The following is a 22,522-nucleotide window of genomic DNA, read 5'->3' on the forward strand; positions in this document are numbered from 1 at the left end:
ATGTTTTGCAATAAAAAAATAGATATACACTTATAATAAGCATATACCCATTTTTAACTGTATATATTTAAGTTTTTATCTACTTAATTCCTCTAGGCAAATAATTTTTAAAATACCTACCAAAACAAAACAATACAAGAAATATCAAGCTATTTCTTTAAAGGTTTTTCAAAAGAAGGAGGATTGATATCTATCTTAGTATCATGATTTGGTCCTGGAGTTGATAAATCGAAGTATAGCTTAGAATCTTCTGTAACTCCAAAATCCTTGTTTGAACCTGTATCTTTAACCTTGTTTAAAGCATCTCTAAATAAAGCATTATGTGCTTCTTCTCTATTAAGTAAAAAATCAATTGTTTCTTTTACATATTTATCATCAATTTGTCTATATAGATGCTCATAAACTACCTTTGCTCTTTGTTCAGAAGCTATATTTGAAAGTAAATCAGCTACTAAATCACCTGTAACTGTAACATAATCAGCAGTCCATGGAGCTCCTGATGAATTTATTAATACTGGTGATAATCCAGTTAAAACATGAGTTTCGATTTCCCCTGTATCAACTGCTTTGTAATCAACATCATGCCCATTTAATAAATTTATAGTTTGACCTACCATTTCCATATGACTAAGTTCTTCTGCTGCTATATCAAGAAATAAATCTTTTATTTGAGGGTCTTTTATTCTAAAGCTTTGAGCTAAATATTGCATTGCTGCTTTTAATTCTCCATTTCCACCACCTAACTGTTCTTGCATCAAAACGGCATATTGAGGGTTTGGTCTTTCTACTTTTACTTCTTTTAATAAAGCTTTATCATGCTTAAACATATAAATACCTCCGTAAATTATTATTCAGAATTATTATTTACTTAAGTTACATTATTATTCTAAATTCCATCATTAATATTTAATCAATACTTTATCATACATGAATTAAATTATTATAAAACTAAAAAATATTAATCTATACTTGAGATTATTGTAAAATAAAAAACTGAATATCAATAAAAGTTTAATAAAAAACTTTATCAATATTCAGTATCAATTTTTAGTTACATATCAAATTTTCTAATGCATCATTAGGAGCTACAATAGGATAAACATCATAGTCTTTATCTATATCACATTGTAAAAACACAGGTTTATTAAAATCTATTGCATCCAAAATTCTTTCTAATCCTTCCATATCACATGCTTTATATCCATCTATATTATAAGCATTTACAAGCTTAACATAGTCTACATTTTCATTAATATCAGTTTGAGAGTATCTTTGATTAGAAAATAATTTCTGCCATTGTCTTACCATTCCTAGAGTTCTATTATTAAGCAATAAAATAAGCATAGGTACATTATAATTTGCAACTGTAGCTAACTCATTACAATTCATTCTAAAGCTTCCATCACCAGTAACTAAAACTACATTTTTATCTAAATTACCAACTTTAGTTCCAATAGCTGCTCCTAGACCAAATCCCATAGTTCCTAGACCTGCTGATGTTATAAAACTTTTATTTCCTTTAAAATCCCAATACTTTGCAGACCACATTTGGTGCTGGCCAACATCAGTAACAACTACAGTTGGATTTGCCAATTGCTCGTATTTTTCGTTTATTTTTCTAAGTATATTCTGTGGATGAAACTCTTTTTCCTCTACACCCTCACCTTTTCTAAAGGTCTTTATTTCCTCTTTCCAATTGCTATTGTCCTTACCTTCAACTCTTTCTAGTAGTAGACTAAGAACCATCTTTACATCTCCAACTAAAGATATATTGGACTTTATATTTTTACTTATTTCAGATGGGTCTATATCTATGTGTATTACTTTTGCATTTTTAGCAAATTCAGAACTTTTACTTATTACTCTATCACTAAATCTTGCACCTATCGCTATCACTAAATCTGAATTAGAAAGTGCTAAGTTACTTTCTCTACTTCCATGCATTCCAACCATTCCAAGAGATAATTCATTTTTTCTATCTATATTTCCAAGTCCCATAAGTGTATTTAATATAGGTGTATCTATCTTAGTTGCAAATTTTACAAGAACTTCTTCACTATTGGATGATTTAACACCTCCACCAGCATAGATTATAGGTTTTTTAGACTCTTTTATCATCTCCACTGCATCTTTTAAAAGTTTAAAGTTGTTTTCATCATCTAAGTCAAAATCATCCTTATAATCCATATACTCATCTATTTGACATAAACCATAGTCCTCATCATTAAAATCCATTTCTGCTAAAAACAAATCCTTTGGAACATCCACAAGTACAGGTCCTTTTCTACCTGAGTTTGCAACTTTAAAAGCTTCTTTTATTGTAGGTACTAACTCTTTAGTATTTCTAACTAGATAATTGTGCTTTGCCATAGATAAGGTTGCTCCAGTTATATCAATTTCTTGAAAAGAATCTTTCCCCAATAAACTAGTTGGAACTTGACCTGAAATTACAACCATAGGAGAAGAATCCATAAAGGCTGTTGCTATACCAGTTATAGCATTCGTTGCTCCTGGTCCAGATGTTGTAAAACAAACCCCCACTGTATTAGTGCTTCTTGCATATCCATCTGCTGCATGAACCAAACCTTGTTCATGTGAAGTCCTTATATGTTTAAAATAATCTGTATAATCATAGAGAGCATCATAAAGAGGTATTACTGCTCCACCAGGATATCCAAATATTGTGTCAACTCCCTCTTTCTTTAAACATTCTAAAATTACCTTTGCTCCGTTCATACGCACTACTATGCACCACTCTTTCCCTCAAACTAATCCATTTAATATATTTATTTCAAGAATGACATCATACTTCTTAAATTTCTACCAACTTCAGCTATTTCTGTAGCATATTCTGCTTCTCTAGTTTTTAGGAAGTTTTCACGCCCTTCTTCATTTTCTTTAATCCATGCCTTAGCAAATTTTCCATTTTGTATATCTTCTAATACATCTTGCATACCTTGTTTTGCTGCATCAGTTATTACTCTTTTACCAGATACATAATCTCCATATTCTGCTGTATCGCTTATGCTGTATCTCATTCTTTCAAATCCACCTTCATATATAAGGTCAACTATTAGTTTCATTTCATGTAGACATTCAAAATATGCTACTTCCTTTTGATACCCTGCATCTACAAGTGTCTTATATCCTAATTTTATAAGTTCACTTATACCACCACAAAGTACTGATTGCTCTCCAAATAAGTCAGTTTCTGTTTCTTCTTTAAAAGTAGTTTCTAAAACACCTGCTCTTGTAGCTCCTATTCCTTTTGCATATGCCAAAACTGTCTCTGTGGCTTTTTTAGTGTAATCTTGATATACTGCAAACAATGCTGGAACTCCACTTCCTTTAGTAAATACATTTCTAACTAAGTGACCAGGTCCTTTAGGAGCTACCATTACAACATCAACAAATTCTGGTGGTTGTACTTGATTATAGTGTATATTGAATCCATGTGCAAATGCTAATGTTTGACCTTCTTTTAAATTATCTCTAACGCTTTCTTCATAAACTTTCTTTTGCTTTTCATCAGGCATTAACAACATTGTTAAATCACTTTCTCTCGTAGCCTCTGCTACACTCTTTACTTCAAATCCATCTTCCTTTGCTTTTTGCGCTGACTTACTTCCATCATAAAGTCCTATCACTACATCCACACCATTATCTCTAAGGTTTTGTGCATGTGCATGACCTTGACTTCCATAGCCTAAAACTGCAACCTTTTTATTTTTTAAAACCTCTAAATTTACATCATTTTCATAATACATCTTTGCCATCTTTACTTCCTCCCAATATTTTCTCTCAATTATTTTGTGATATTTATTTTTATTAGAAATTTATACTCATTATCATTGATTCTATGCTACTTAACAAACTTTATTTTCTAATTTATAGAATTTTAATCTTCAGAATCTCAATATTTATAGTTTTAATAATCTTAATATTTATAATTTTCAGTTTTTAGAATTTGTAATAGGTTTATAATTTCAATAATAATCGTATTTTTAATCTAAAATTTTTCTCATCTAATATTTTTCTTTAGTTTTTATTTAAACATTAGTTTCTTCATACTAGTTTTTAATTTTTATAAGTCATATTTAATTAGTGTCTTACTTGTTCAACAGTTATTTCTCTTATATCATGTAGTTTCTTCATGTGATTTAAGACACTATCTAGAGATGTCTTTTCTTCATTTACTATCAATTTTATACCTGAATTATTCATATTATCTACAGTCATACTTATTGATTGTATATCAACTTCTCTTCTTCTAAGTGTCATCGCCACTCTTAAAAAAGAATCTATTCCTTGGTTTAATTTAGCATATACAGTATTTTCCATAAAAAACTCCTCCTTATTTTTTATTATTATTTTCATTAATTTTATATGGATTAATCTTTTATATCGCTCAAAATAAAAAAACTTTCATCTTTATAAGCAATATAAATATTACTTATAAGGACGAAAGTTAAATTCCGCGGTACCACCTTATTTGTAGATATAAAAAATATATCTACCACTCTTTTTCAGGTCGGGTAATTGATTACCTTAACCTTAGCCATATAACGTTGGCAGACGTTTGTACTTACTAAAATATATTCAGTACAAAAGCTCCAGAGTGATCATTATACTACTGTTAACACCAATTCTCAGCAACATTGGTTCTCTGTAGATAACTCTATTAGTATTGTTGTCTCTGTCATTGCTTTTATCTATCTAATTTTTTTAACTTTGTTTTGCTGTTAATATAGATTATATTATCTATCTTTTGGAATGTCAACGACTTTTTTAAAATTTTCAGATTATTTTTTTTCTTCACAATAATCACTTTTTTATATTTTAAATGAACATTTGAAATAATCGTTTTCATATTATTATCTTATATCCATTTTTTTTAAGCCAATTTTCTTTATCTTTATACTCTGGCATAATATTTTTTACCAAATCATAAAATTTTTTTGAGTGATTCATATGTAATAAATGACTAAACTCATGTACTATTATATAGTCAATTACATCTAATCTCGCCATAGATATTTTTGAATTTATATAAATATTTTTTTGAGATGTACAACTCCCCCATCTACTTTTTTGTTCTTTTACTTTTACATTAACTGGTGTTAGTTGCTTCATTATATCACAATTCGACTTAAGAAAATCGATTCTTTCTGAAACAATTCTTTGACTTTCATTTTTGTACCAACACTGTAAAGATTTTTTGATAAAATCTTTACTTAGGTCATTTGTTTTAACAATTATTTTATATTCTTCAAGATTTATTTTACACTTACTTTTTTTCACACAATCATCCAAAGTTTTATTTACAACTAAGCAATATTCTTCACCAAGATAAAGAAATTTGTCACCTGTCATAAATGTTCTTTGCTTGTATGCTTCCTCTCTGTCTTTATACTCACCAGATTTTTTAAGTATCCAGTCTCCTTTTTTAATTATTATTTCTTCTATTATTTTTTTAGAAACTTTAGGTGGACTTATTACAACTACTTTGCCAAATGAGTCTATTTTTATGCAAATATTTTTTCTATTTTTATACAGTAATACTGCTTCTATTTCTTTATTTTTAAAATTAATATTTAAAATCTGATAATCTTTGCTCATCATTTTCATTAATTTCTTTTTTCCTTATTTGCTCTACAATTTATAAGTTCAGCTGCTATACACACAGCTATTTCTGCTGGTGTTTGAGCATCTAATTTTATTCCTATTGGAGCATGTACTTTATTTAGTTCTTGCTTACTGAACCCCTTTTTCATAAGTTTTTCGTATGTCAATCCAATTTTTGTTCTACTTCCAATCATACCTATATAGCAAGGATTCGTTTTAAGAGCCCATTCCAATGAACTTGAATCATATAGATGACCTCTCGTTAAAATAATTATATAGCTATTCTCATCAATTGGAAAATCTGGTATATTTTCAAAAGAATCTAAAACTACCACTTCTGAGTGTGGAAATCTTTCAGAATTAGCAAATTCCTCTCTATCATCTATTACTATTGTTCTAAACTCTAGAAGTGATAATATTACTGCTACATCTTTTGAAATATGACCTGCACCAAATATATATGCTTTACTTATATTTTCTTTTAAGTTTTTATTAAATCTTTCTAAATTGCTTTTCAAATTACTATCAATAAAATCTATCTGTATTTCTCCAGTACCACCACATATCATTCCAAGCTTTGCTATATCAGTTTTATTTAGAGTAAATTTATACAACATTGACTCTCTATTTTTTATAACATTAATTGAATGTTTTATGCATGTTGCTTCTACACTTCCCCCACCTACAGAACCAAATATAGAGCCATCACTTTTTACAATCATCATTGCTCCAGTTTCACGTGGTGTTGAACCTGAGTGAGAAGTTATTGTAGCAAATGCAAAGTCCTCATTATTTTCTATTAACTTTATCGCTTGTTCATATATATTCATATATTTCTCCTTACTAGTCTATTTAAAAATCTTCTATATGTCTACTTTAAGTTTTTTATTACTTTGTCTGGTATTACAAACTCAACTGGCCCCATATACCCAGGAGCTACTTCATATTCATCAAAACTAATTACAAGGTTTCCATCTTTATTAAAATAGAAATCTTGATACTTATTTATAGACTTAAAATTTTTTACTGGGGAATCTTTTTCTTGGTCTATAAAATATGATTTTGTATTGTCTTTCTTAATTTGATTTTTCATCTGTCCTTTTATATTATCACTTATAGCATCCATATATCTACTATCTTTAAAAAATATTGGTAAGTTTAATAGTATTTCTCTATTTTTATCAATAGTATAATGTGTTTTAGTTACATATGAGGAAGCTTCTATCTCTTCTTTTTTAACTTCTATAGATAAAAAGCCCTTAGAATTATTTTTTACACTATAACTTACATTTAAGTATCTATGACCTTTGTTGTTTTCTTTTTTCATTTTATTTTGAAATTCACTATAAAGTTTTTTCCCATTTTCCATAAATTCATTGTTTAATTTATTCTCTAAATCTTTATCTTTTAAACCTTCTATCTTAGGAATTTTGATATTGACTTCATAATTATCTTGTTTCAAACTATAATTTTTAGCATTTATCACTTTTATCGGATTATTTTTTATAACTCTATCAGAAGAACTTCCTGCAAATATAGGATTTACATTTACTAATGCTACAAGTAGACACACTGAAATCACAGCAATTTTAAATATAGATTTTTTAAGTTTTTTATATGTATTCATATTAACCTCCTTAATATATTTATATATAAATTACTATTCTATTTACAAATTTTTTATTACTTTATATGGAATTACAAATTCTACTGAACCCATATAACCAGGTGCTACTTCAAACTGGTCAAAACAAATTACAAGGTCTTCATTTTTATTAAAATAGAAATCTTGATATTTATTTATTGTTTTAAAATCTTTAACAGGAGAATCTTTTCCCTGATCTATAAAATATGATTTTGTGCTGTCATTTTTCATTTGATTTCGCATTTGTTCTTTTATATTATTACTAATAACTTTTATATATTTATCATCCTTAAAAAGCATAGGTAAAGTTAAAACTATTTGTCTTTTTTTATCAACATTATAATGTATTTTGCTCACATATGATGATGCTTCTATCTCATTTTTTGTCATTTCTATTGATAGAAAATCTTTAGAATTATTTTTAACACTATAACTTAAGCTTAAATACTTATGTTCCTTATTTTTTGATAATTCTATTTTTTCCATTCTATTTTGAAATTCATCATAAAGCCTCTTTCCATCTTCCATAAAACTATTATTTAATCTCTTCTCTAAATTTTTATCTTTTAAACCTTGTATTTTAGGAATATCAATTTTAGCTTCATAGTTTTCGTTTTTTAAACTATAATTTTTTATAGTTACTACTTTTACTAATCCTCCAATTATAGGTAATTTAGAAAAGTTATCTGCAAATACAGGGCTAATATTTACTAATACTATAAACATACAGGCTGAAGCCATAATGACTTTAAATCTCCATTTATTTATCTTTTTATTTTGTTCGCAATATATATCTTTTATTTTTTTATGATTTATTATAGTATCTAGTTTCTTTGGTATTGGAATTTTATGATACTCATCTCTTAACTTATCTAACCTTTCTTTGTTCGTCATTCTTTTTATCCCTACTCTTCAATTTTTAATTTTAATTTTTTTAAAGCAGTGTATAACCTAGTTTTAACAGTATTCACATTTTCATCCAATATTATTGCTACTTCTTCAATCTTTAAATCCTCAAAAAATCTCAATATTATAATAGATTTATATTCAATAGGTAATTCTTCTAATGCTTTTTTTAAGTCTAAATCAGTATACTTATCACATTCTCCTGTCTCATCTATAAGAGTGATATCTGTCATATTATTATATTTGCGGTTTTTTCTAATAAAATCTATACTCGTTCTAACTAGAATTTTATAAAACCATGTTTTTATATAATTTACTTCTTTAAGGTTTTCTACTGAATATAGAGCCTTATACATGGCTTCTTGAACCACATCTAATGCGTCCTCTTCATTTTTTGTATAACTATATGCAATTCTATAAAAAGAGTCTTTATTATCGATAATGTATCTCTCAACTTTCCTTCTCTTTAAACTCTTAAACATTCCTGTAAAATCTCCCTCCGGCTACAGGCTAGGATTGAGTTTTTATAGATTCTATCTCTCTACTTTTGCACTTTCATTCAATTTTTTTATGTGCTCAATATATTTTTCGTTTAAAATAGATTCTCTTACTAAACTCTGACACTCATTAAGACTTTTTTGTCTTTCTCTTTTATCAGTAACTTTGACTATATGATATCCATAACTAGTTTCAAAAACACCTGAAACCTCATTTTTCTTTAATTTGAATACTTTTTTTGTAAATTCAGCATTTTTATCATTCTTTGAAAAATAGCCTAGCTGACCTCCATTTTTTCCAGTCGCTTTGTCATCTGAATATTTTTTAGCCAATGCTTCAAAACTTTCTCCATTTTTGATTTTAGTCAATATACTCTCTGCCTCTTTTTTTAAAGCTTCTTTTTTATCCTTACTTACTTCTTTTTTATTTTTGTCTAAAGTTGATATCAATATTTGAGAAGCACTTACTTCTTCTACGTTAAAATCTTTTTTATGATTTACATAATAAGATTCCATCTCAGCATCACTTATATTTATTTTATTTTCAAAGGCTTTTTTACTTTTGTCTATGGCTAAATCTCTAGATATTTCTTGCTTTAAATATTCCTTATCTACACCTGCTTTGTCCATTTTTTCTTTATAGCTTGTATTCAAATTCATTTCATTTTCTAGTTCTTGATATTTTGAGTCTATCTCACCTTTACTTGGAGTTAATCCTTTATCCTTAGCCTCTTGATATAAAAGTTCATTATCCACCATAAACGATATTATAACATTTTCTAATTTATTTCTACCTTTTTTATCTAAACTTTTTTCCATTTCATCTAAAGATTGACCATTTATATAACTGTTAGTAGCAGATAATACTGCCTTTGTTTTTTCATATTGCGCCTTTGTGATTTCTACATCATTCACTTTAGCTAAACTTTTATTACAACCAACCATCATTAAAGATAGTACTCCGACCATTCCTACACAAAGTTTTTTATTCAAAACACTTACACCTCACTCATTTTTTATTTTCAATTTTTAAAACTCTTAATCAACATTTTTTATTTTTACTATTCCAAATTACGTAACCAATAATTTTTTGGTATCTGATTTTGCTCTACTGCTGCAAATTCATAGCCTTCATCTGATAAAAATTTTAAAATTGAATCTAAAGCTTCTGCACTTTGTTTTTTCTCATGCATTAAAACTACAAGTTGATCCTTATCTTCACCTTTTCTATTCTTAATATGAGCTTTTACATTCTGTACAATTTGTGCAGAATTAGATTTCCAGTCTTCAGTATCTAAATCCCAATCCCAAATTTTATACCCTGCATCAACTAAGGCTTGATATGAAGCTTGTGGAGTATATGGTTTACTTCCATAAGGAATTCTTATTACTTTTGAATGTTTACCAGTTATACTATAAAGAGTCTGATCATTCGTATCAAATTCATCTTTTGCTGATGTACTAGTAACATAAAGTTTATGAATATCATGAGATACACTATGAAAACCTGCTGTGTTCCCATTTTTAATTATATTTTTAACTTGCTGTGGATATTCCTTCATATTTCCATCTATCATAAAAAAAGTTGCTTTAACATTATACTTATTTAAAGTTTTTATCATTTGGTCAGTAAATTTAGATGGACCATCATCTATAGTTATGTATGCTACTTTTCCAGAACTTTTACTAGGCCCTTTACTAACTTCTGCTGATGTATTAGATATTATATCTGTAATAGTAGAACTTGATAGTTTAGCATTTCTACTAATTTCATCTTCTTTCATGTTCATATAACTAACTCGTATGCCAATTATTATAAATGCTAAACAGACTACTATAGCACTTAAAAGCAAATACAATCTCTTTCTATTTATTTTTTTCTTTTTATTTCTCATCGTTCGACCTCCAATATTACTATATTTTTACATTTATATTTTTGTAGTATTTTAGAATCAGAATCTACACTACATATATATAGACGTTGAACTTCGACAAAAAGTTTTACTTAATTTTTAAAATTTGTTATTTTGCTGATTATTATGCTGTATAGTTTCTGTATAATTGTATAGAATGTTGAAAATTGAGTATTATATAGTGTTTTTTACAATTAATACTAGTTAAAATGTCGTTTCTAATTTTTAAAATTTATAATTTTTTTTCTATAAAATAGAAATTTAAAATAAGAAATATATTAAGAAAACAATATTATTTCTTGTTTTGACCTTAATATGTTATATATTCATATACATTTGTTTTTGTTATTAAATAAAAATTTATAAACTTGTCTACAAAGTGTTATACTTTATAGGAAACTTTTTACATTACAACATAATAATTTGTTACAATGTAAGTATTAATTGTATAAAAATTCTAAAAATATTATTGGGAGGTATTGTTTATGAAGGTAATTTCTTTAATTGAAAATATTTCTGGCTCCAAAAACTTAAAATCTGAACATGCTTTATCTTTATTTTTAGAAATTAATGATAAAAGCTATATATTAGATACAGGAAAAAGTGGAAATTTTATAGAAAATGCTAAAAATTTAAATGTTGATTTATTAAATTTAGATGCACTTGTAATATCTCATAATCATTCCGACCATATTGGCGGTATAGATAAATTTTTTGAAATTAATAAAGATATTAACGTTTATATAAAATCTCAAGCTAAATTATATGAATATTTCTACCATAACGAAAATCAGCAAGAAAACTACTATATAGGAAATAGAAAGGGCTTATTTGAAGATTTTAATAAAAACTTTATTTGGATAGATGATTTTTACAAACTTAGTGAAAATCTTTATATCTTCTCTGATAAAAACAATAATAAAGATTTCTTTTGTAGAGATAAAAATCTGTTAAAATTTAAGGACAATATGTTTATTGAAGATGATTTTAAACACGAATTATTCTTAGTATATGTGGATGGAGACTATGTATCAATAATAAGTAGTTGTAGTCATAGTGGAATTGTAAATATCGCTCATACTGTTAAAAAATACTTTCCAGATAAATCAATTAAGTTTATTATTGGAGGATTTCATATGGATAATTTATCAAAACAAGGTGGACTTAACTGTTCTACAGAATACATAGATGATGTCATAAAGGAACTTAACACAATTGGTTTTCAGAAAATATATACATTCCATTGTACAGGATTAGTTGCATTTGATTACATGAAAAAATTACTTGGAGACAAAATAGAGTATTTTAAGACAGGTGATTTTTTAGAGGTGTAATTATAAAAGCTAAAAATAAAAAAATAAAATCCCAATCTATCTACGTTATAGATTGAGATTTTATTTTTTATATAATCATAAAGTATTTATAAACTAGTTAGACTCATTTTTTGTTTTCTTAGTCATATAAGCATACACTGGCAAGCCTATAGCTGTTATTATAAGACCTCCAACAGATATCATAGTAGTTTTCATACCCGCGAAGCATAATTGATTAACTACGACAAATATACCACTCACTATAGCTATTATTGGAACAATTGGATATAGTGGTACTTTGTATTCTCTTGGTATATCTGGGTGAGTTTTTCTAAGCTTCATTACCCCTATAAATGTCAATACATAGAATATCCAAGTAGCAAATACTGCTAAATCAGTTAATAAATTAAATTGACCTGATAAAGCATAGATAGCTGCAAGAACAGATACTAATACTATAGAATTTGCTGGAACTTGAGCAGAATTTAATTTAGAAAATACTTTATATTTAGGCAAAGTTTTATCTGTTGCTAAAGTATAGGCCACTCTTGAACCAGTTAATAAGAATCCATTTAATGCTCCAAATACTGAAATTAATATACCTACAGATATTATTTTTCCACCTATTGAACCAAATATAACCTCAGCAACTGCTGATGCTGGTGAAGCGTAATTAGCTAGCTCACTAGCTGGTAATACCCAAAGATATGCTAAGTTTATTACAAAGTAAACAGCCATAACCACTGATAATCCACCTATTATAGCTTTTGGAAGGTCTTTTCCTGGATTTTTCATTTCTCCAGCCAAAGTACCAACATTCATCCATCCATCAAATGCAAATAATATAGCAATTAAAACTTGACCTATTACACTTCCTAGACTTAATCCTTCACCAACCATAGGACTAAGTATTGGATTATCTCCACCGCCTTTAATAAATCCAACAATCATTATTAATATAAGTGGTATTAATTTACATATTGTAGAAATTGTTTGTATAGCTCCCCCAGTTTTTGAACCCAACATATTCAGCCCTGCAACTATCACTATAATTCCAATTGCTATTGGAAGTAATAATGATGAATTACCAATTAAAGCTGATGCTTGCTCTCCAAATATGACACCTAATGCTGCCATCATCCCAGGATAAAATAATACAATTTGCATCCATCCAGTTAAAAATCCTAATTTATCTCCATAAATCTCTTTTATATATACCATCATTCCACCAGTTTTTGGTATTGCAACTGATACCTCTGCAGCTGTAAGACCAGCTGTTATAGTTATGATTCCTGCTATTAACCATGCCAATATACCGAGTCCTGGAGCTCCTCCAGTTAATGTATAAACTGCTTGCGGTTTAAAAAATACACCTGCTCCTATTACTGAACCTACAACAGTTGATAATGCTGCAGATACACCAAGAGTCTTTTTTAGCTCACTATTTCCCATTTTTTTCCTCCTACTTCATCCTATTTAATTTTAATTTCATAGTTATATAAGCATCTACTATGCCAATATTATAGAAAAATAGTTTTTATTATTTATTAAGATAAAATAACATATGCTAAACTTTTGTAAATTTTAATTTTTAAGTAAAATTAAAATTTTTTAAAAAAATTATAAAAATTAAAAATCCCAATATGATGATACATTCTTCATAACAGTTAAATTGTTTTACATTTCAATATCTATTTATCTATTAGAATAGATTCTATCCACAAGTAAAAGTTAATTTAAACCTTTTGCAATAAATTTTCACTGTTTTCAAAAACATTTTATTATATTTTTGTAATTTGTATTTTATTATTAATGTTTTTGACTAAATAGTATCACTTTTATTTATTTTATAGCTTATTTTATAGTAATAAATAATTTAACAATTTATTATAACCCAAATTAAACCATAAATCAAAACTAATATTTTATTTTTTAGTAAAAAATAAAATATTAGTTTTGAAAACGTTTACTTTTTATTAAAATTTATATCTATTTCATCTTAAAACATATCCTTTTTCAGCCCATATTATTCAATATGAAAATTAATTTAAAATTATTTTTCTTAAATATTAATTATATAATTATATTTTTTCTAAAATAAATAATGTATTATAATCGTTTTATTGATAAATTGTATACATAATAAACTTAAGTAAGAAACCTGTGATTTTCTTCTACAATATAAAACAGAAAATAAGAAAGTATACCGTTTTTTTTAAAAAACGGTATACTTTCTTATTTTCTATCAATCTATTTTTATTCTATTTTCTTCTTTTAATTAATTCTTTTTTTATTTCATCAATTTCAACACATTTTTCTATCATTAAAACCAATGTATGATATACTAAATCACTAATCTCATAAATAAGTTCACTTTTATCTTCATTTTTTGAGGCTATAATTACTTCACTGCTTTCTTCTCCAACTTTTTTAAGAATTTTATCTAAACCTTTGTCAAATAGATAGTTAGTATAAGACCCCTCAATGGGATTGTTTTTTCTTTCATTTATTAAATCATATAATTCTTTTAATGTATTTTTTTGTACTTCAAAGTCAATTTTATCAGTATCATCAAATAAATCTCTATAGAAACAAGAGTAATTACCTGTATGGCAAGCTACACCTGTTTGTTCAACTAAAAGTAATATTGTATCTACATCACAATCATAAGAAATCTTGACCACTTTTTGAATATTTCCAGATGTCTCACCTTTAACCCATAATTCTTGTCTACTTCTGCTAAAGTAACAAGCTATTTTGTCTTTTAAAGTTTTCTTTATAGACTCCTCATTCATATATGCTAACATCAATACATCTTTACTTATTACATCCTGAACAATAGCAGGAACTAATCCTTTATCATCAAATTTTACATTTTTTATAAATTCTTCAAATTTTTCACTGCATACATTATTACATTTATCATTCATTTTTCCAATCTCCTTATAGATATTTAATTTATAATCTTACTTCTACACCCATTTCTTTTAAATACTTTTTCAAATCCTTTATTTTTATCTCTCCAAAATGAAAAACAGATGCTGCTAAGATTCCATCTACATTAGATTCTTTGACTGCTTCATAGAAATCTTCCATTTTCCCAGCCCCTCCAGATGCTATAACAGGTACATTTACTAAAGATGTTATTTTTGACAGTAACTCTATATCATATCCATTTTTCATTCCATCTTCATCCATACTATTTACAACAATCTCTCCAGCTCCAAGTTCAACACCTTTGACTGCCCATTCAATTGCATCTAAATCTGTTTTCTCTCTACCGCCTTTTACATATACACTCCATGAACCCGCTTCATTTTTTTTTGCATCTATTGATAAAACTACACATTGTGCACCAAACCTTAGTGAGGCTTCTCTTATTAATTCAGGATTTTTTACTGCTGATGAATTTATAGAAACTTTATCTGCACCTTTTCTTAAAATATTAGTAAAGTCTTCTAATTTATTTACTCCTCCACCTACACAAAATGGAATATTTATATTTTCTGCAACTTTAGATACAAATTCCAAAGATGTCTTTCTTTCTTCATTTGATGCAGTTATATCATAAAATACAAGTTCATCTGCGCCACAGTCGCTATAAAATTTTCCAAGGACTTCTGGACTGTCAACATCCACTATATCTGTAAATTTTTTCCCTTTTACAACTCTTCCATTTCGTACATCTAAACATGGTATTATTCTTCTAGTAAGCATAGTTGTTGAGCCTCCTTAAAGTCTATCTTCTTATCATAAAGTGCTTTACCTATTATTGCTCCATATAAGTTCATATCTTTAAGTTTTTTAATATCTTCAATAGAAGTCACTCCCCCAGAAGCAATAACATTTAAAGATGTCTCTTTTGATATTTTTTCATATATATCAAAGTTTGGACCTTGAAGCATACCATCTTTTGATATGTCTGTATAAACAATCGTCTTTACTCCTATTTTTTCAAGTTGTTTACATAAAGTCAGAGAATCTACATTGCTTACAACTTCCCAACCTCTAACCGCTACCTTTCCATTTTTAGCATCAATTGAAACAACAATTTTTTCTTGATATTCATTAACCAACTCTTCAACTAACTCCATATTTTCAATTGCGATACTCCCAAGTATCACTCTAGTAACACCTGCTTTTATTAAACTTTGAACTTTCTCCTTATCCCTAACCCCTCCACCTACTTGAATAGGTATTTTTATATTGTTTGCTATATTTTCAATTGTTTTTGTATTTACACCAAATTCACTTCTAGCTCCATTTAAATCTACTATATGTATATATTCTGCACCTTCATTTTTCCATTTATATGCTACTTCTAATGGATTATCATAATATACATTTACTTTGTCAAAATCACCTTGAGTTAATCTTACACACTTGTTATCCTTTATATCTATTGCTGGAAATATTATCATTTTATCATCTCCCCATATGCTCTTAATATATTTAAACCTACTTCTCCACTTTTTTCCGGATGAAATTGTATACCATATACATTATCTTTTCTAACTATTGCTGGAATCTTCTTCTCATACTCTGAAAACGCAACAAGTTCTTCATTTGATGAATTTGCATAATATGAATGAACAAAGTATACATAGTCATCTTCTTTAATATATTTAAGAATATCATCATTTTTCTTATTAAATTTTAGATTATTCCATCCCATATGTGGAACTTTTAAACTTATATCCAGTTTATCAATGCTACCTTCTATAAGACCTAACCCTTCATATTCTCCATATTCATAGCTTTTTTCATAAAGTAATTGCATGCCTAAACATATGCCTATTAAAAACTTTCCCTTTGACACATGTTCTTTTATTATTGGCACCAAATCTAGCTTATTTAAAGCATTTATAGAATCTCTAAAAGCTCCAACACCTGGAAGTATTAGTGAATTTGCCTCCTTTATTTCATTTAAATTGTTAGAAATTTTAGTTTCTATTCCAGCCTTCTTAAAACCTCTAGATACAGAATCTATATTTCCTAGACCATAATCTACTATTATATTCATTTTATAAGACCCCCTTTGAAGATGCTATTTCATTGGAAATTACTTCGCTACCTTCTTTCAATGCTCTTGCAAATGCTTTAAAAATACTTTCTATTTTGTGATGGTCATTTTCTCCATACAAAAGATTAATATGTAAAGTTACTCTAGATTCATTTACAAAAGCTCTAAAAAATTCTTTAAAACATTGAGTACTCATACTACCAATCGTTTGAGTATCAAACTTTGCATTAAATACAAGATATGGTCTGTTGCTTATATCAATAGACACCATGGATAAAGATTCATCCATAGGTATGTAGATAGTAGAATATCTTCTTATTCCTTTTTTATCCCCTAAAGCATTTTTAAATGCCTCTCCTACAGCTATACCTATGTCCTCCACACTATGATGGTCATCTACATATATATCTCCTTTACAAATAATCTTTAAATCAAACTTACCATGAAACGCCATTAAAGTAAGCATATGGTCTAAAAATCCAATTCCAGTATCTACCTCAACTTTTCCAGTACCATCAATGTTTAGTTCTACTAAAATCTGTGTTTCAAGTGTATTTCTTTCTATCTTCCAAACTCTCATACCTAATTCTCCTTTTGAAAAATATCTTTTATAGCATTTGCAAACATAATATTTTCTTCTTTATCACCAATTGTAACTCTATAATAATTTTCTAGTTTTCCACTAAACTTTCTTATTAGTACTCCTCTATCAATCAGCTTTTGTGATAAATTTTCTATCTCAGAGTAAAATAATATAAAGTTTGCTTGTGACTCATACGCTTTGATACCCATATCAATTATTTCTTTATACAATTTTTCTCTTTCTTTTTTTACTTCATCTATATAAGACTTAACTACTTCTTTATTTTTCAATGCTCTTGTAGCAATGAAATCGGACAATGAATTTAAGTTATATGGAGGTCTTACCTTCTCAACAGAGTTTATCAAACTACTATTAGATAGCATATATCCAGTTCTTATCCCAGCTAATCCAAATGCCTTTGATAGAGTTCTAAGAACGATTAAGTTTTCATACTCAAAAACATTCTCTAACATGCTTTCTTCCCCAAAATCCATATATGCTTCATCTAAAACTACTAAACTGTTAGTTGAGTTTAAAAGTTTTATTATGTCTTCTCTTTTAAGTATTGCCCCTGTTGGATTATTAGGATTACAAACAATTACTATCTTTGGATTGTTTTCTTTTACTGTTTCAATTACATCATCTATATTTATAACTAAATTTTCATCACTCTCAACACCTATAAACTTTGAACCATTTATCTGACTGTATATAGAGTACATGCTAAAACTTGGAGAAAAACTTAATATTGTTTCATCTTTATCTACAAAAGTATGTATTATCAAATCAATTATTTCACTTGAACCATTTCCTACTAAAAGGTTTTTCTTACTTACTCCAGAAATATCTATGTAATTTATTATAGACTCTTTTAAATCGCTATAAGAGTCTTCAGGATATAAATTTAAATCTATATCGCTATCTCCAAGCTCTTTAACAAGATACTTGAACAACTTTTTATTTCCTTCATTTGCATCAAGCTTTACCTTACAATTTACATGATTTGGTTCGTATCCCTTTAGTTCTCTTATACTTTCTTTTTCTCTCAATCTAAACCTCTCCTTGTCAATTTTAATTATATTTTAGTTATCAAATTCCTTAAACAAACGAATTATATTTTGAATTTGTTCATACTTAAATCTATAACTAGCTCTATTTGATATAATCCTAGCGCTTATATCGCATATATCTTCTAATATTTCAAGTCCATTTGCTTTAAGTGTATTACCTGTCTCAACTATATCAACAATTACATCTGATAAGCCTACTATTGGAGCTAGTTCAACAGAACCATTTAGTTTTATTATTTCAATTTTTTGACCTTTTTCTTTAAAGTATTTTTTTGCTATATTTGGGTACTTTGTTGCCACTTTTAAATATTCATCTTTTCTATATATGCTATCTCCCTTTAATCCTGCTACTGCAAATTTACACTTTCCAAAACCTAAATCATATATTTCATATACATCTGTTTCATTTTCTAAAATAGTATCTTTCCCTGCTATACCAAGGTCAGCAACTCCTTTTTCAACATAGGTAACCACATCTGATGGTTTTACATGTATATATATGATTTTATTTTTTTCATCTTTAAAAATTAACTTTCTTGTATCAGTATCTATACTGTCTCCCAAGCCCATTTTTTTAAATTTTTTAAATGATTCCCCTTCTATTCTTCCTTTTGCTAGTGCTATAGTTAAATAATCCAAAATAATACCTCCTTTTCAATCTTACTTATATACATACTTCATTAGCTCATCAACACTTAATGTAAATCCAATAGCTGGAATTTCTTTTCCATACTCTTTAGTTAGAGAATCATATCTTCCACCGCTTAGAATTTCTTTATATGAGTCTGGATAGTATCCTCTAAACATAACTCCTTCATAATAGTCAAGCATTGTAATCATTGATAAATCAAATCTAGCTTTATCTAAAAAATTACATTCCTCAATTAAATCGTTTATTTGTTTTAACTCTTCAAGTGCTTGTTTCATCTTATCATTACAATAGAATTTTTGCGCCTTTTCAATAACATTATATAGATTACCTTGAAAACTTAAGATATTTGATAATAATTCTTTTACATCATTTTTAATTTTTAAATCTTCAATATATACTTTTAATTCATGGTTATTTTTGGTATATAATAAGTTTTTAATTTGATTTTCACAATTCTTATTCAATTTTAATTCCTCTAATAATCCATTAATATATTTACTACTCCCAACTTCCAAAATGAAATTATTGTTGTACTTTTCAAGTATCTTAAGGGCCAATTTTACCACTTCTCTATCTGCTTCTACAGAAGATTCTCCTAAATACTCACAACCTATCTGTCTTATCTCTTTTATTCCAACTGTATTCTTATTTTTATATATAGATGAATTATAAAAAAGTTTAAGTTTTAAACCCTCTTCCCATCTTGGTATGAGGCTTTTTATTATACTTGTAGTTATATCAGCTCTTAACACCATTACTCTTCCATTTACAACCTTTACCATAGATTCTTTTGGGATTTTACTATTTATATTTGTAAATTCATCATATTCTTCAAATAATTGTGGTTCTATTTGAAAATATTCTTCATCTAAGAAAAGCCTGTCTATTTCTCTTTTTAATTTGTATCTTTTTTTAGAATAAATAACCTCATCTTCAATTCTTAAAAATTTCATACTCTCACCCTTTTCATTAAAATTACTCTTACATTTGCAAATTTAAAACAATAAAAAAGCCATATAGGCTTTATACCTATATGGCTATAATTTTCTTTTAAAATTACTTCCCATCATAGATACAAGACCAATTACACTAAAAACAGGGCTTGTGTCTATGAATCAATTTCATATTACAATCCCTTTAATCTATGATGATGGTGATGATTTAATTTTATATTTAATTTTTCTACATTTAATCTCACCATGATAATTTCCTCCCAAATATTTTTTATTAATATTCTAAATTTACAGTTTTTTTATTACTATTAATAATAATATACTTTTCAAAAATTGGCAATAGTTATTTAAAAATTTAAATAAAATATTTTATATGATTTTTTATTTGTACAGTTAGATATTTAATCTTTACTTAATTTGGAAGTTTTGTGTATAAAAAATGAAATTTCGGGAAAAATTGTAATAATTTAAAAAAACTTATTAAAATATAGTATAATAAGTATATCTTAATGTAAAGGGATGATTTTATGTATAAATATGATGACTATGTAAATTTAACAAATGATTTAGATTTGCCTGTAGAAATTAGAAATAAATGTGTTAGAATTGTTAGTGTGTCAGAGAATTTAGAGGATATAATTATAGTACATAAATTCAAACTATATGTCGTAAATGAGAAATACATTAAAGGAATTATGGAATAGACATTTTGAATATGCTATTTTTATAAACAGGTTATTATAAATATAATTGTATTTATAATAAGGAACTGTCTTATAGTAGAAGATAGATTCTATATAAGACAGTTCTTTTTATTTTCTTCATTGTAGAAATTTTAGTATCAATTAACTGGATTCTTAAACTATAAAACATACAATAAAACAGCTAAAAAGTGGAATAAAGAACCTAACATAATAAAAATATGAAATATCTCATGAAATCCAAATTCAGGACTTATGTTTGGCTTCTTAATAATGTAAATAACTGCACCTATAGAGTAAGATACACCTTCTATTATTAATAAGTTAAGACAATCCTTAGGAATTGAATTAAATGCATTTATATCAAAGACAATTGCCCACCCCATAAGTAAATATAGACTTGTAGACAACCATCTAGGTGCATCCATCCAAAATATTTTTATTACTATACCAATAAATGCAACTATCCATATTGCTGTAGTAAATATTATTCCCTCTTCTTTTTGCATAAAATATAAGCATATTGGTGTATATGAACCAGCAATCAATACATAAATCATTGCGTGGTCTACTTTTCTGAAAAATAATTCTTGTTCTGGTGTACCTTTTAAAAAATGATAATATGAGCTTGCACTATAAAGAGCAATTAATGATAATCCAAATACAGACACAGACACTATCATCAAAAAAGAAGTTTGTTGTAAAGATATAGATTGAAAAATTAAAATTATAGTAGCTATAAGAGATAAACAAGCCCCTATAAAATGAGTTAAACTACTTATTGGGTCTCTACCCTTTAAAAAAAATTGATACATTTCATCCTCCTACAATTATGTATTTTAAAAATTACATTTTATATATAGTTTTTAATACTATATTATAAATTTAATTATACCACTTTATATATCTTTTGCAACCATTAATATTGTTTTATTTTCTAAATTAGTGTATTATAAATATTATGGAGGTAACATATGATGAACAATGAATTAAATACCATAATACTGGAAACGCTAAATAATACAGATATAACTTCAAATGATATTCCATCTATTGACCTATATATGGATCAGATTATTTCTCTAATTGACAGTAAACTTTCTGCCAATAAAAGATTTGAGGATGATAAAATTCTCACTAAAACAATGATAAATAATTATAGTAAAGAAGGATTAATCAAACCAATTAAGGGAAAAAAATATACCAAAGAACAAATCTTACAAATGATAATCATTTATTCTATGAAAAATACACTTACAATACAAGAGATTAAAAGAATCTTAAATGGTGTATACGAAAAAGATGACTTCAACGGAGAAGATTTAGTGGCATGTTATGAAAAGTTTATATCAATAAAAGAAAGGCAAAGAAATAATATGCCAAACTTTATAGAGTCTAATTTTGAAAATATCAGTATTAATCCAGAAAATAAAGGTGATTTATTGATAGCCTTACTAAGCCTAACTTCAATGGCTGACCAATTAAAAAGTATTTCAGAAAAAATAGTAGATACTTTTTTCCAAGATACTCCCAAAAAATAATTTTAATAAAGTAAGACTGAAAATAAATATTAAAATACAATACAGCTTAAATTAATCATTATTGTATACAATATAATTTTCAGTCTAAATATTAATACTT

General features: G+C 27.0%; 24 protein-coding genes and 1 other annotated feature. Of the genes, 3 read left to right on the forward strand and 21 right to left on the reverse strand.

Going from position 1 to position 22,522, the window contains the following annotated elements; all coding sequences use genetic code 11:
• Nucleotides 1–149: 149 nt before the first annotated feature.
• From IC175_RS03360 to IC175_RS03410, 11 genes are all read right to left on the reverse strand, one after another.
• Nucleotides 150–827, reverse strand: a complete 678-nt coding sequence (locus IC175_RS03360; RefSeq protein ID WP_227432965.1) for a manganese catalase family protein — start codon at nucleotides 825–827, stop codon at nucleotides 150–152.
• 220 nt (nucleotides 828–1,047) lie between these two features.
• Complete coding sequence (gene ilvB / locus IC175_RS03365) at nucleotides 1,048–2,736, reverse strand: biosynthetic-type acetolactate synthase large subunit (RefSeq protein ID WP_227851103.1); 1,689 nt, start codon at nucleotides 2,734–2,736, stop codon at nucleotides 1,048–1,050.
• A gap of 50 nt (nucleotides 2,737–2,786) precedes the next feature.
• Nucleotides 2,787–3,806: a ketol-acid reductoisomerase gene (gene ilvC, locus IC175_RS03370; protein WP_255606542.1), complete on the reverse strand. Its 1,020-nt coding sequence runs from the start codon at nucleotides 3,804–3,806 to the stop codon at nucleotides 2,787–2,789.
• 295 nt (nucleotides 3,807–4,101) lie between these two features.
• Nucleotides 4,102–4,341 carry an ACT domain-containing protein gene (locus IC175_RS03375; protein WP_227432962.1) on the reverse strand — a complete coding sequence of 80 codons (240 nt, stop codon included), beginning with the start codon at nucleotides 4,339–4,341 and terminating at the stop codon, nucleotides 4,102–4,104.
• A gap of 113 nt (nucleotides 4,342–4,454) precedes the next feature.
• Nucleotides 4,455–4,712 (reverse strand) — a binding site (T-box leader).
• A gap of 154 nt (nucleotides 4,713–4,866) precedes the next feature.
• Entirely contained in the window at nucleotides 4,867–5,628 is a 762-nt protein-coding gene (locus IC175_RS03380; RefSeq protein ID WP_227432961.1) for a SprT family zinc-dependent metalloprotease, read from the reverse strand.
• The gene (locus IC175_RS03385; protein ID WP_227432959.1) at nucleotides 5,628–6,455 is read right to left on the reverse strand and encodes an XdhC family protein; all 828 of its coding nucleotides are present in this window, start codon (nucleotides 6,453–6,455) and stop codon (nucleotides 5,628–5,630) included. The genes IC175_RS03380 and IC175_RS03385 overlap by 1 nt, the downstream gene beginning before the upstream one ends.
• A gap of 41 nt (nucleotides 6,456–6,496) precedes the next feature.
• Nucleotides 6,497–7,252 carry a DUF3298 and DUF4163 domain-containing protein gene (locus IC175_RS03390; RefSeq protein ID WP_227432957.1) on the reverse strand — a complete coding sequence of 252 codons (756 nt, stop codon included), beginning with the start codon at nucleotides 7,250–7,252 and terminating at the stop codon, nucleotides 6,497–6,499.
• A gap of 42 nt (nucleotides 7,253–7,294) precedes the next feature.
• On the reverse strand, nucleotides 7,295–8,164 hold the full coding sequence (locus IC175_RS03395) for a DUF3298 and DUF4163 domain-containing protein (RefSeq protein WP_227831123.1): 870 nt from the start codon (nucleotides 8,162–8,164) through the stop codon (nucleotides 7,295–7,297).
• Between the two features lie 11 nt (nucleotides 8,165–8,175).
• Nucleotides 8,176–8,658 (reverse strand): sigma-70 family RNA polymerase sigma factor, encoded by a 483-nt coding sequence (locus IC175_RS03400; protein WP_227432953.1) that lies wholly within the window; start codon nucleotides 8,656–8,658, stop codon nucleotides 8,176–8,178.
• A gap of 51 nt (nucleotides 8,659–8,709) precedes the next feature.
• Entirely contained in the window at nucleotides 8,710–9,666 is a 957-nt protein-coding gene (locus IC175_RS03405; RefSeq protein WP_227432952.1) for a peptidylprolyl isomerase, read from the reverse strand.
• Nucleotides 9,667–9,734: 68 nt separating this feature from the next.
• On the reverse strand, nucleotides 9,735–10,568 hold the full coding sequence (locus IC175_RS03410; protein ID WP_227432951.1) for a polysaccharide deacetylase family protein: 834 nt from the start codon (nucleotides 10,566–10,568) through the stop codon (nucleotides 9,735–9,737).
• 503 nt (nucleotides 10,569–11,071) lie between these two features.
• Between IC175_RS03410 and IC175_RS03415 the strand changes: the two genes are divergently transcribed.
• Entirely contained in the window at nucleotides 11,072–11,920 is an 849-nt protein-coding gene (locus tag IC175_RS03415) for an MBL fold metallo-hydrolase (RefSeq protein ID WP_227851104.1), read from the forward strand.
• Between the two features lie 93 nt (nucleotides 11,921–12,013).
• Here IC175_RS03415 and IC175_RS03420 read toward each other — a convergent pair whose 3' ends face one another.
• From IC175_RS03420 to IC175_RS03460, 9 genes are all read right to left on the reverse strand, one after another.
• Nucleotides 12,014–13,351: an APC family permease gene (locus IC175_RS03420; protein WP_227432948.1), complete on the reverse strand. Its 1,338-nt coding sequence runs from the start codon at nucleotides 13,349–13,351 to the stop codon at nucleotides 12,014–12,016.
• A gap of 809 nt (nucleotides 13,352–14,160) precedes the next feature.
• Nucleotides 14,161–14,829: a bifunctional phosphoribosyl-AMP cyclohydrolase/phosphoribosyl-ATP diphosphatase HisIE gene (gene hisIE / locus IC175_RS03425; protein ID WP_227851105.1), complete on the reverse strand. Its 669-nt coding sequence runs from the start codon at nucleotides 14,827–14,829 to the stop codon at nucleotides 14,161–14,163.
• 28 nt (nucleotides 14,830–14,857) lie between these two features.
• The gene (gene hisF / locus IC175_RS03430; protein WP_227823749.1) at nucleotides 14,858–15,616 is read right to left on the reverse strand and encodes an imidazole glycerol phosphate synthase subunit HisF; all 759 of its coding nucleotides are present in this window, start codon (nucleotides 15,614–15,616) and stop codon (nucleotides 14,858–14,860) included.
• Entirely contained in the window at nucleotides 15,598–16,320 is a 723-nt protein-coding gene (gene hisA, locus IC175_RS03435) for a 1-(5-phosphoribosyl)-5-[(5-phosphoribosylamino)methylideneamino]imidazole-4-carboxamide isomerase (protein WP_227823748.1), read from the reverse strand. Before hisA ends, hisF begins: the two co-directional genes overlap by 19 nt.
• Nucleotides 16,317–16,922 carry an imidazole glycerol phosphate synthase subunit HisH gene (gene hisH / locus IC175_RS03440; RefSeq protein WP_227823747.1) on the reverse strand — a complete coding sequence of 202 codons (606 nt, stop codon included), beginning with the start codon at nucleotides 16,920–16,922 and terminating at the stop codon, nucleotides 16,317–16,319. The genes hisA and hisH overlap by 4 nt, the downstream gene beginning before the upstream one ends.
• Before the next feature lies 1 nt (nucleotide 16,923).
• Nucleotides 16,924–17,502, reverse strand: a complete 579-nt coding sequence (hisB, locus tag IC175_RS03445) for an imidazoleglycerol-phosphate dehydratase HisB (protein WP_227432940.1) — start codon at nucleotides 17,500–17,502, stop codon at nucleotides 16,924–16,926.
• A 2-nt stretch (nucleotides 17,503–17,504) separates the two neighbouring features.
• Nucleotides 17,505–18,554, reverse strand: a complete 1,050-nt coding sequence (hisC, locus tag IC175_RS03450) for a histidinol-phosphate transaminase (RefSeq protein WP_227432939.1) — start codon at nucleotides 18,552–18,554, stop codon at nucleotides 17,505–17,507.
• Between the two features lie 33 nt (nucleotides 18,555–18,587).
• Nucleotides 18,588–19,214: an ATP phosphoribosyltransferase gene (gene hisG, locus IC175_RS03455; protein WP_227851106.1), complete on the reverse strand. Its 627-nt coding sequence runs from the start codon at nucleotides 19,212–19,214 to the stop codon at nucleotides 18,588–18,590.
• Nucleotides 19,215–19,235: 21 nt separating this feature from the next.
• The gene (locus tag IC175_RS03460; RefSeq protein ID WP_227432936.1) at nucleotides 19,236–20,180 is read right to left on the reverse strand and encodes an ATP phosphoribosyltransferase regulatory subunit; all 945 of its coding nucleotides are present in this window, start codon (nucleotides 20,178–20,180) and stop codon (nucleotides 19,236–19,238) included.
• A gap of 527 nt (nucleotides 20,181–20,707) precedes the next feature.
• Here IC175_RS03460 and IC175_RS03465 point away from each other — a divergent pair.
• Nucleotides 20,708–20,884, forward strand: coding sequence for a hypothetical protein (locus tag IC175_RS03465; protein WP_003420092.1), 177 nt, complete (start codon nucleotides 20,708–20,710; stop codon nucleotides 20,882–20,884).
• A gap of 158 nt (nucleotides 20,885–21,042) precedes the next feature.
• Here the strand turns inward: IC175_RS03465 and trhA are convergent, their stop codons facing one another.
• A complete protein-coding gene (gene trhA / locus IC175_RS03470; RefSeq protein ID WP_227432934.1) occupies nucleotides 21,043–21,696 on the reverse strand; it encodes a PAQR family membrane homeostasis protein TrhA in 654 nt (217 codons plus the stop codon).
• A 159-nt stretch (nucleotides 21,697–21,855) separates the two neighbouring features.
• On the opposite strand from trhA, the gene IC175_RS03475 reads away from it, so the two are divergent.
• Complete coding sequence (locus tag IC175_RS03475; protein WP_413927178.1) at nucleotides 21,856–22,422, forward strand: DUF1836 domain-containing protein; 567 nt, start codon at nucleotides 21,856–21,858, stop codon at nucleotides 22,420–22,422.
• The last annotated feature ends 100 nt before the right edge of the window (nucleotides 22,423–22,522 follow it).

It is taken from the genome of Clostridioides sp. ES-S-0123-01 (assembly GCF_020658415.1).
Lineage (GTDB): Bacteria > Bacillota > Clostridia > Peptostreptococcales > Peptostreptococcaceae > Clostridioides.

Coding starts and splice junctions, on each gene's coding strand:
- IC175_RS03360 (WP_227432965.1), bottom strand. CDS start 827: ATGTTTAAGCATGATAAAGCTTTATTAAAAGAAGTAAAAGTAGAAAGA.
- ilvB (WP_227851103.1), bottom strand. CDS start 2,736: ATGAACGGAGCAAAGGTAATTTTAGAATGTTTAAAGAAAGAGGGAGTT.
- IC175_RS03375 (WP_227432962.1), bottom strand. CDS start 4,341: ATGGAAAATACTGTATATGCTAAATTAAACCAAGGAATAGATTCTTTT.
- IC175_RS03380 (WP_227432961.1), bottom strand. CDS start 5,628: ATGAAAATGATGAGCAAAGATTATCAGATTTTAAATATTAATTTTAAA.
- IC175_RS03385 (WP_227432959.1), bottom strand. CDS start 6,455: ATGAATATATATGAACAAGCGATAAAGTTAATAGAAAATAATGAGGAC.
- IC175_RS03390 (WP_227432957.1), bottom strand. CDS start 7,252: ATGAATACATATAAAAAACTTAAAAAATCTATATTTAAAATTGCTGTG.
- IC175_RS03395 (WP_227831123.1), bottom strand. CDS start 8,164: ATGACGAACAAAGAAAGGTTAGATAAGTTAAGAGATGAGTATCATAAA.
- IC175_RS03400 (WP_227432953.1), bottom strand. CDS start 8,658: ATGTTTAAGAGTTTAAAGAGAAGGAAAGTTGAGAGATACATTATCGAT.
- IC175_RS03410 (WP_227432951.1), bottom strand. CDS start 10,568: ATGAGAAATAAAAAGAAAAAAATAAATAGAAAGAGATTGTATTTGCTT.
- IC175_RS03415 (WP_227851104.1), top strand. CDS start 11,072: ATGAAGGTAATTTCTTTAATTGAAAATATTTCTGGCTCCAAAAACTTA.
- IC175_RS03420 (WP_227432948.1), bottom strand. CDS start 13,351: ATGGGAAATAGTGAGCTAAAAAAGACTCTTGGTGTATCTGCAGCATTA.
- hisIE (WP_227851105.1), bottom strand. CDS start 14,829: ATGAATGATAAATGTAATAATGTATGCAGTGAAAAATTTGAAGAATTT.
- hisF (WP_227823749.1), bottom strand. CDS start 15,616: ATGCTTACTAGAAGAATAATACCATGTTTAGATGTACGAAATGGAAGA.
- hisA (WP_227823748.1), bottom strand. CDS start 16,320: ATGATAATATTTCCAGCAATAGATATAAAGGATAACAAGTGTGTAAGA.
- hisH (WP_227823747.1), bottom strand. CDS start 16,922: ATGAATATAATAGTAGATTATGGTCTAGGAAATATAGATTCTGTATCT.
- hisB (WP_227432940.1), bottom strand. CDS start 17,502: ATGAGAGTTTGGAAGATAGAAAGAAATACACTTGAAACACAGATTTTA.
- IC175_RS03460 (WP_227432936.1), bottom strand. CDS start 20,180: ATGAAATTTTTAAGAATTGAAGATGAGGTTATTTATTCTAAAAAAAGA.
- IC175_RS03465 (WP_003420092.1), top strand. CDS start 20,708: ATGTATAAATATGATGACTATGTAAATTTAACAAATGATTTAGATTTG.
- trhA (WP_227432934.1), bottom strand. CDS start 21,696: ATGTATCAATTTTTTTTAAAGGGTAGAGACCCAATAAGTAGTTTAACT.
- IC175_RS03475 (WP_413927178.1), top strand. CDS start 21,856: ATGATGAACAATGAATTAAATACCATAATACTGGAAACGCTAAATAAT.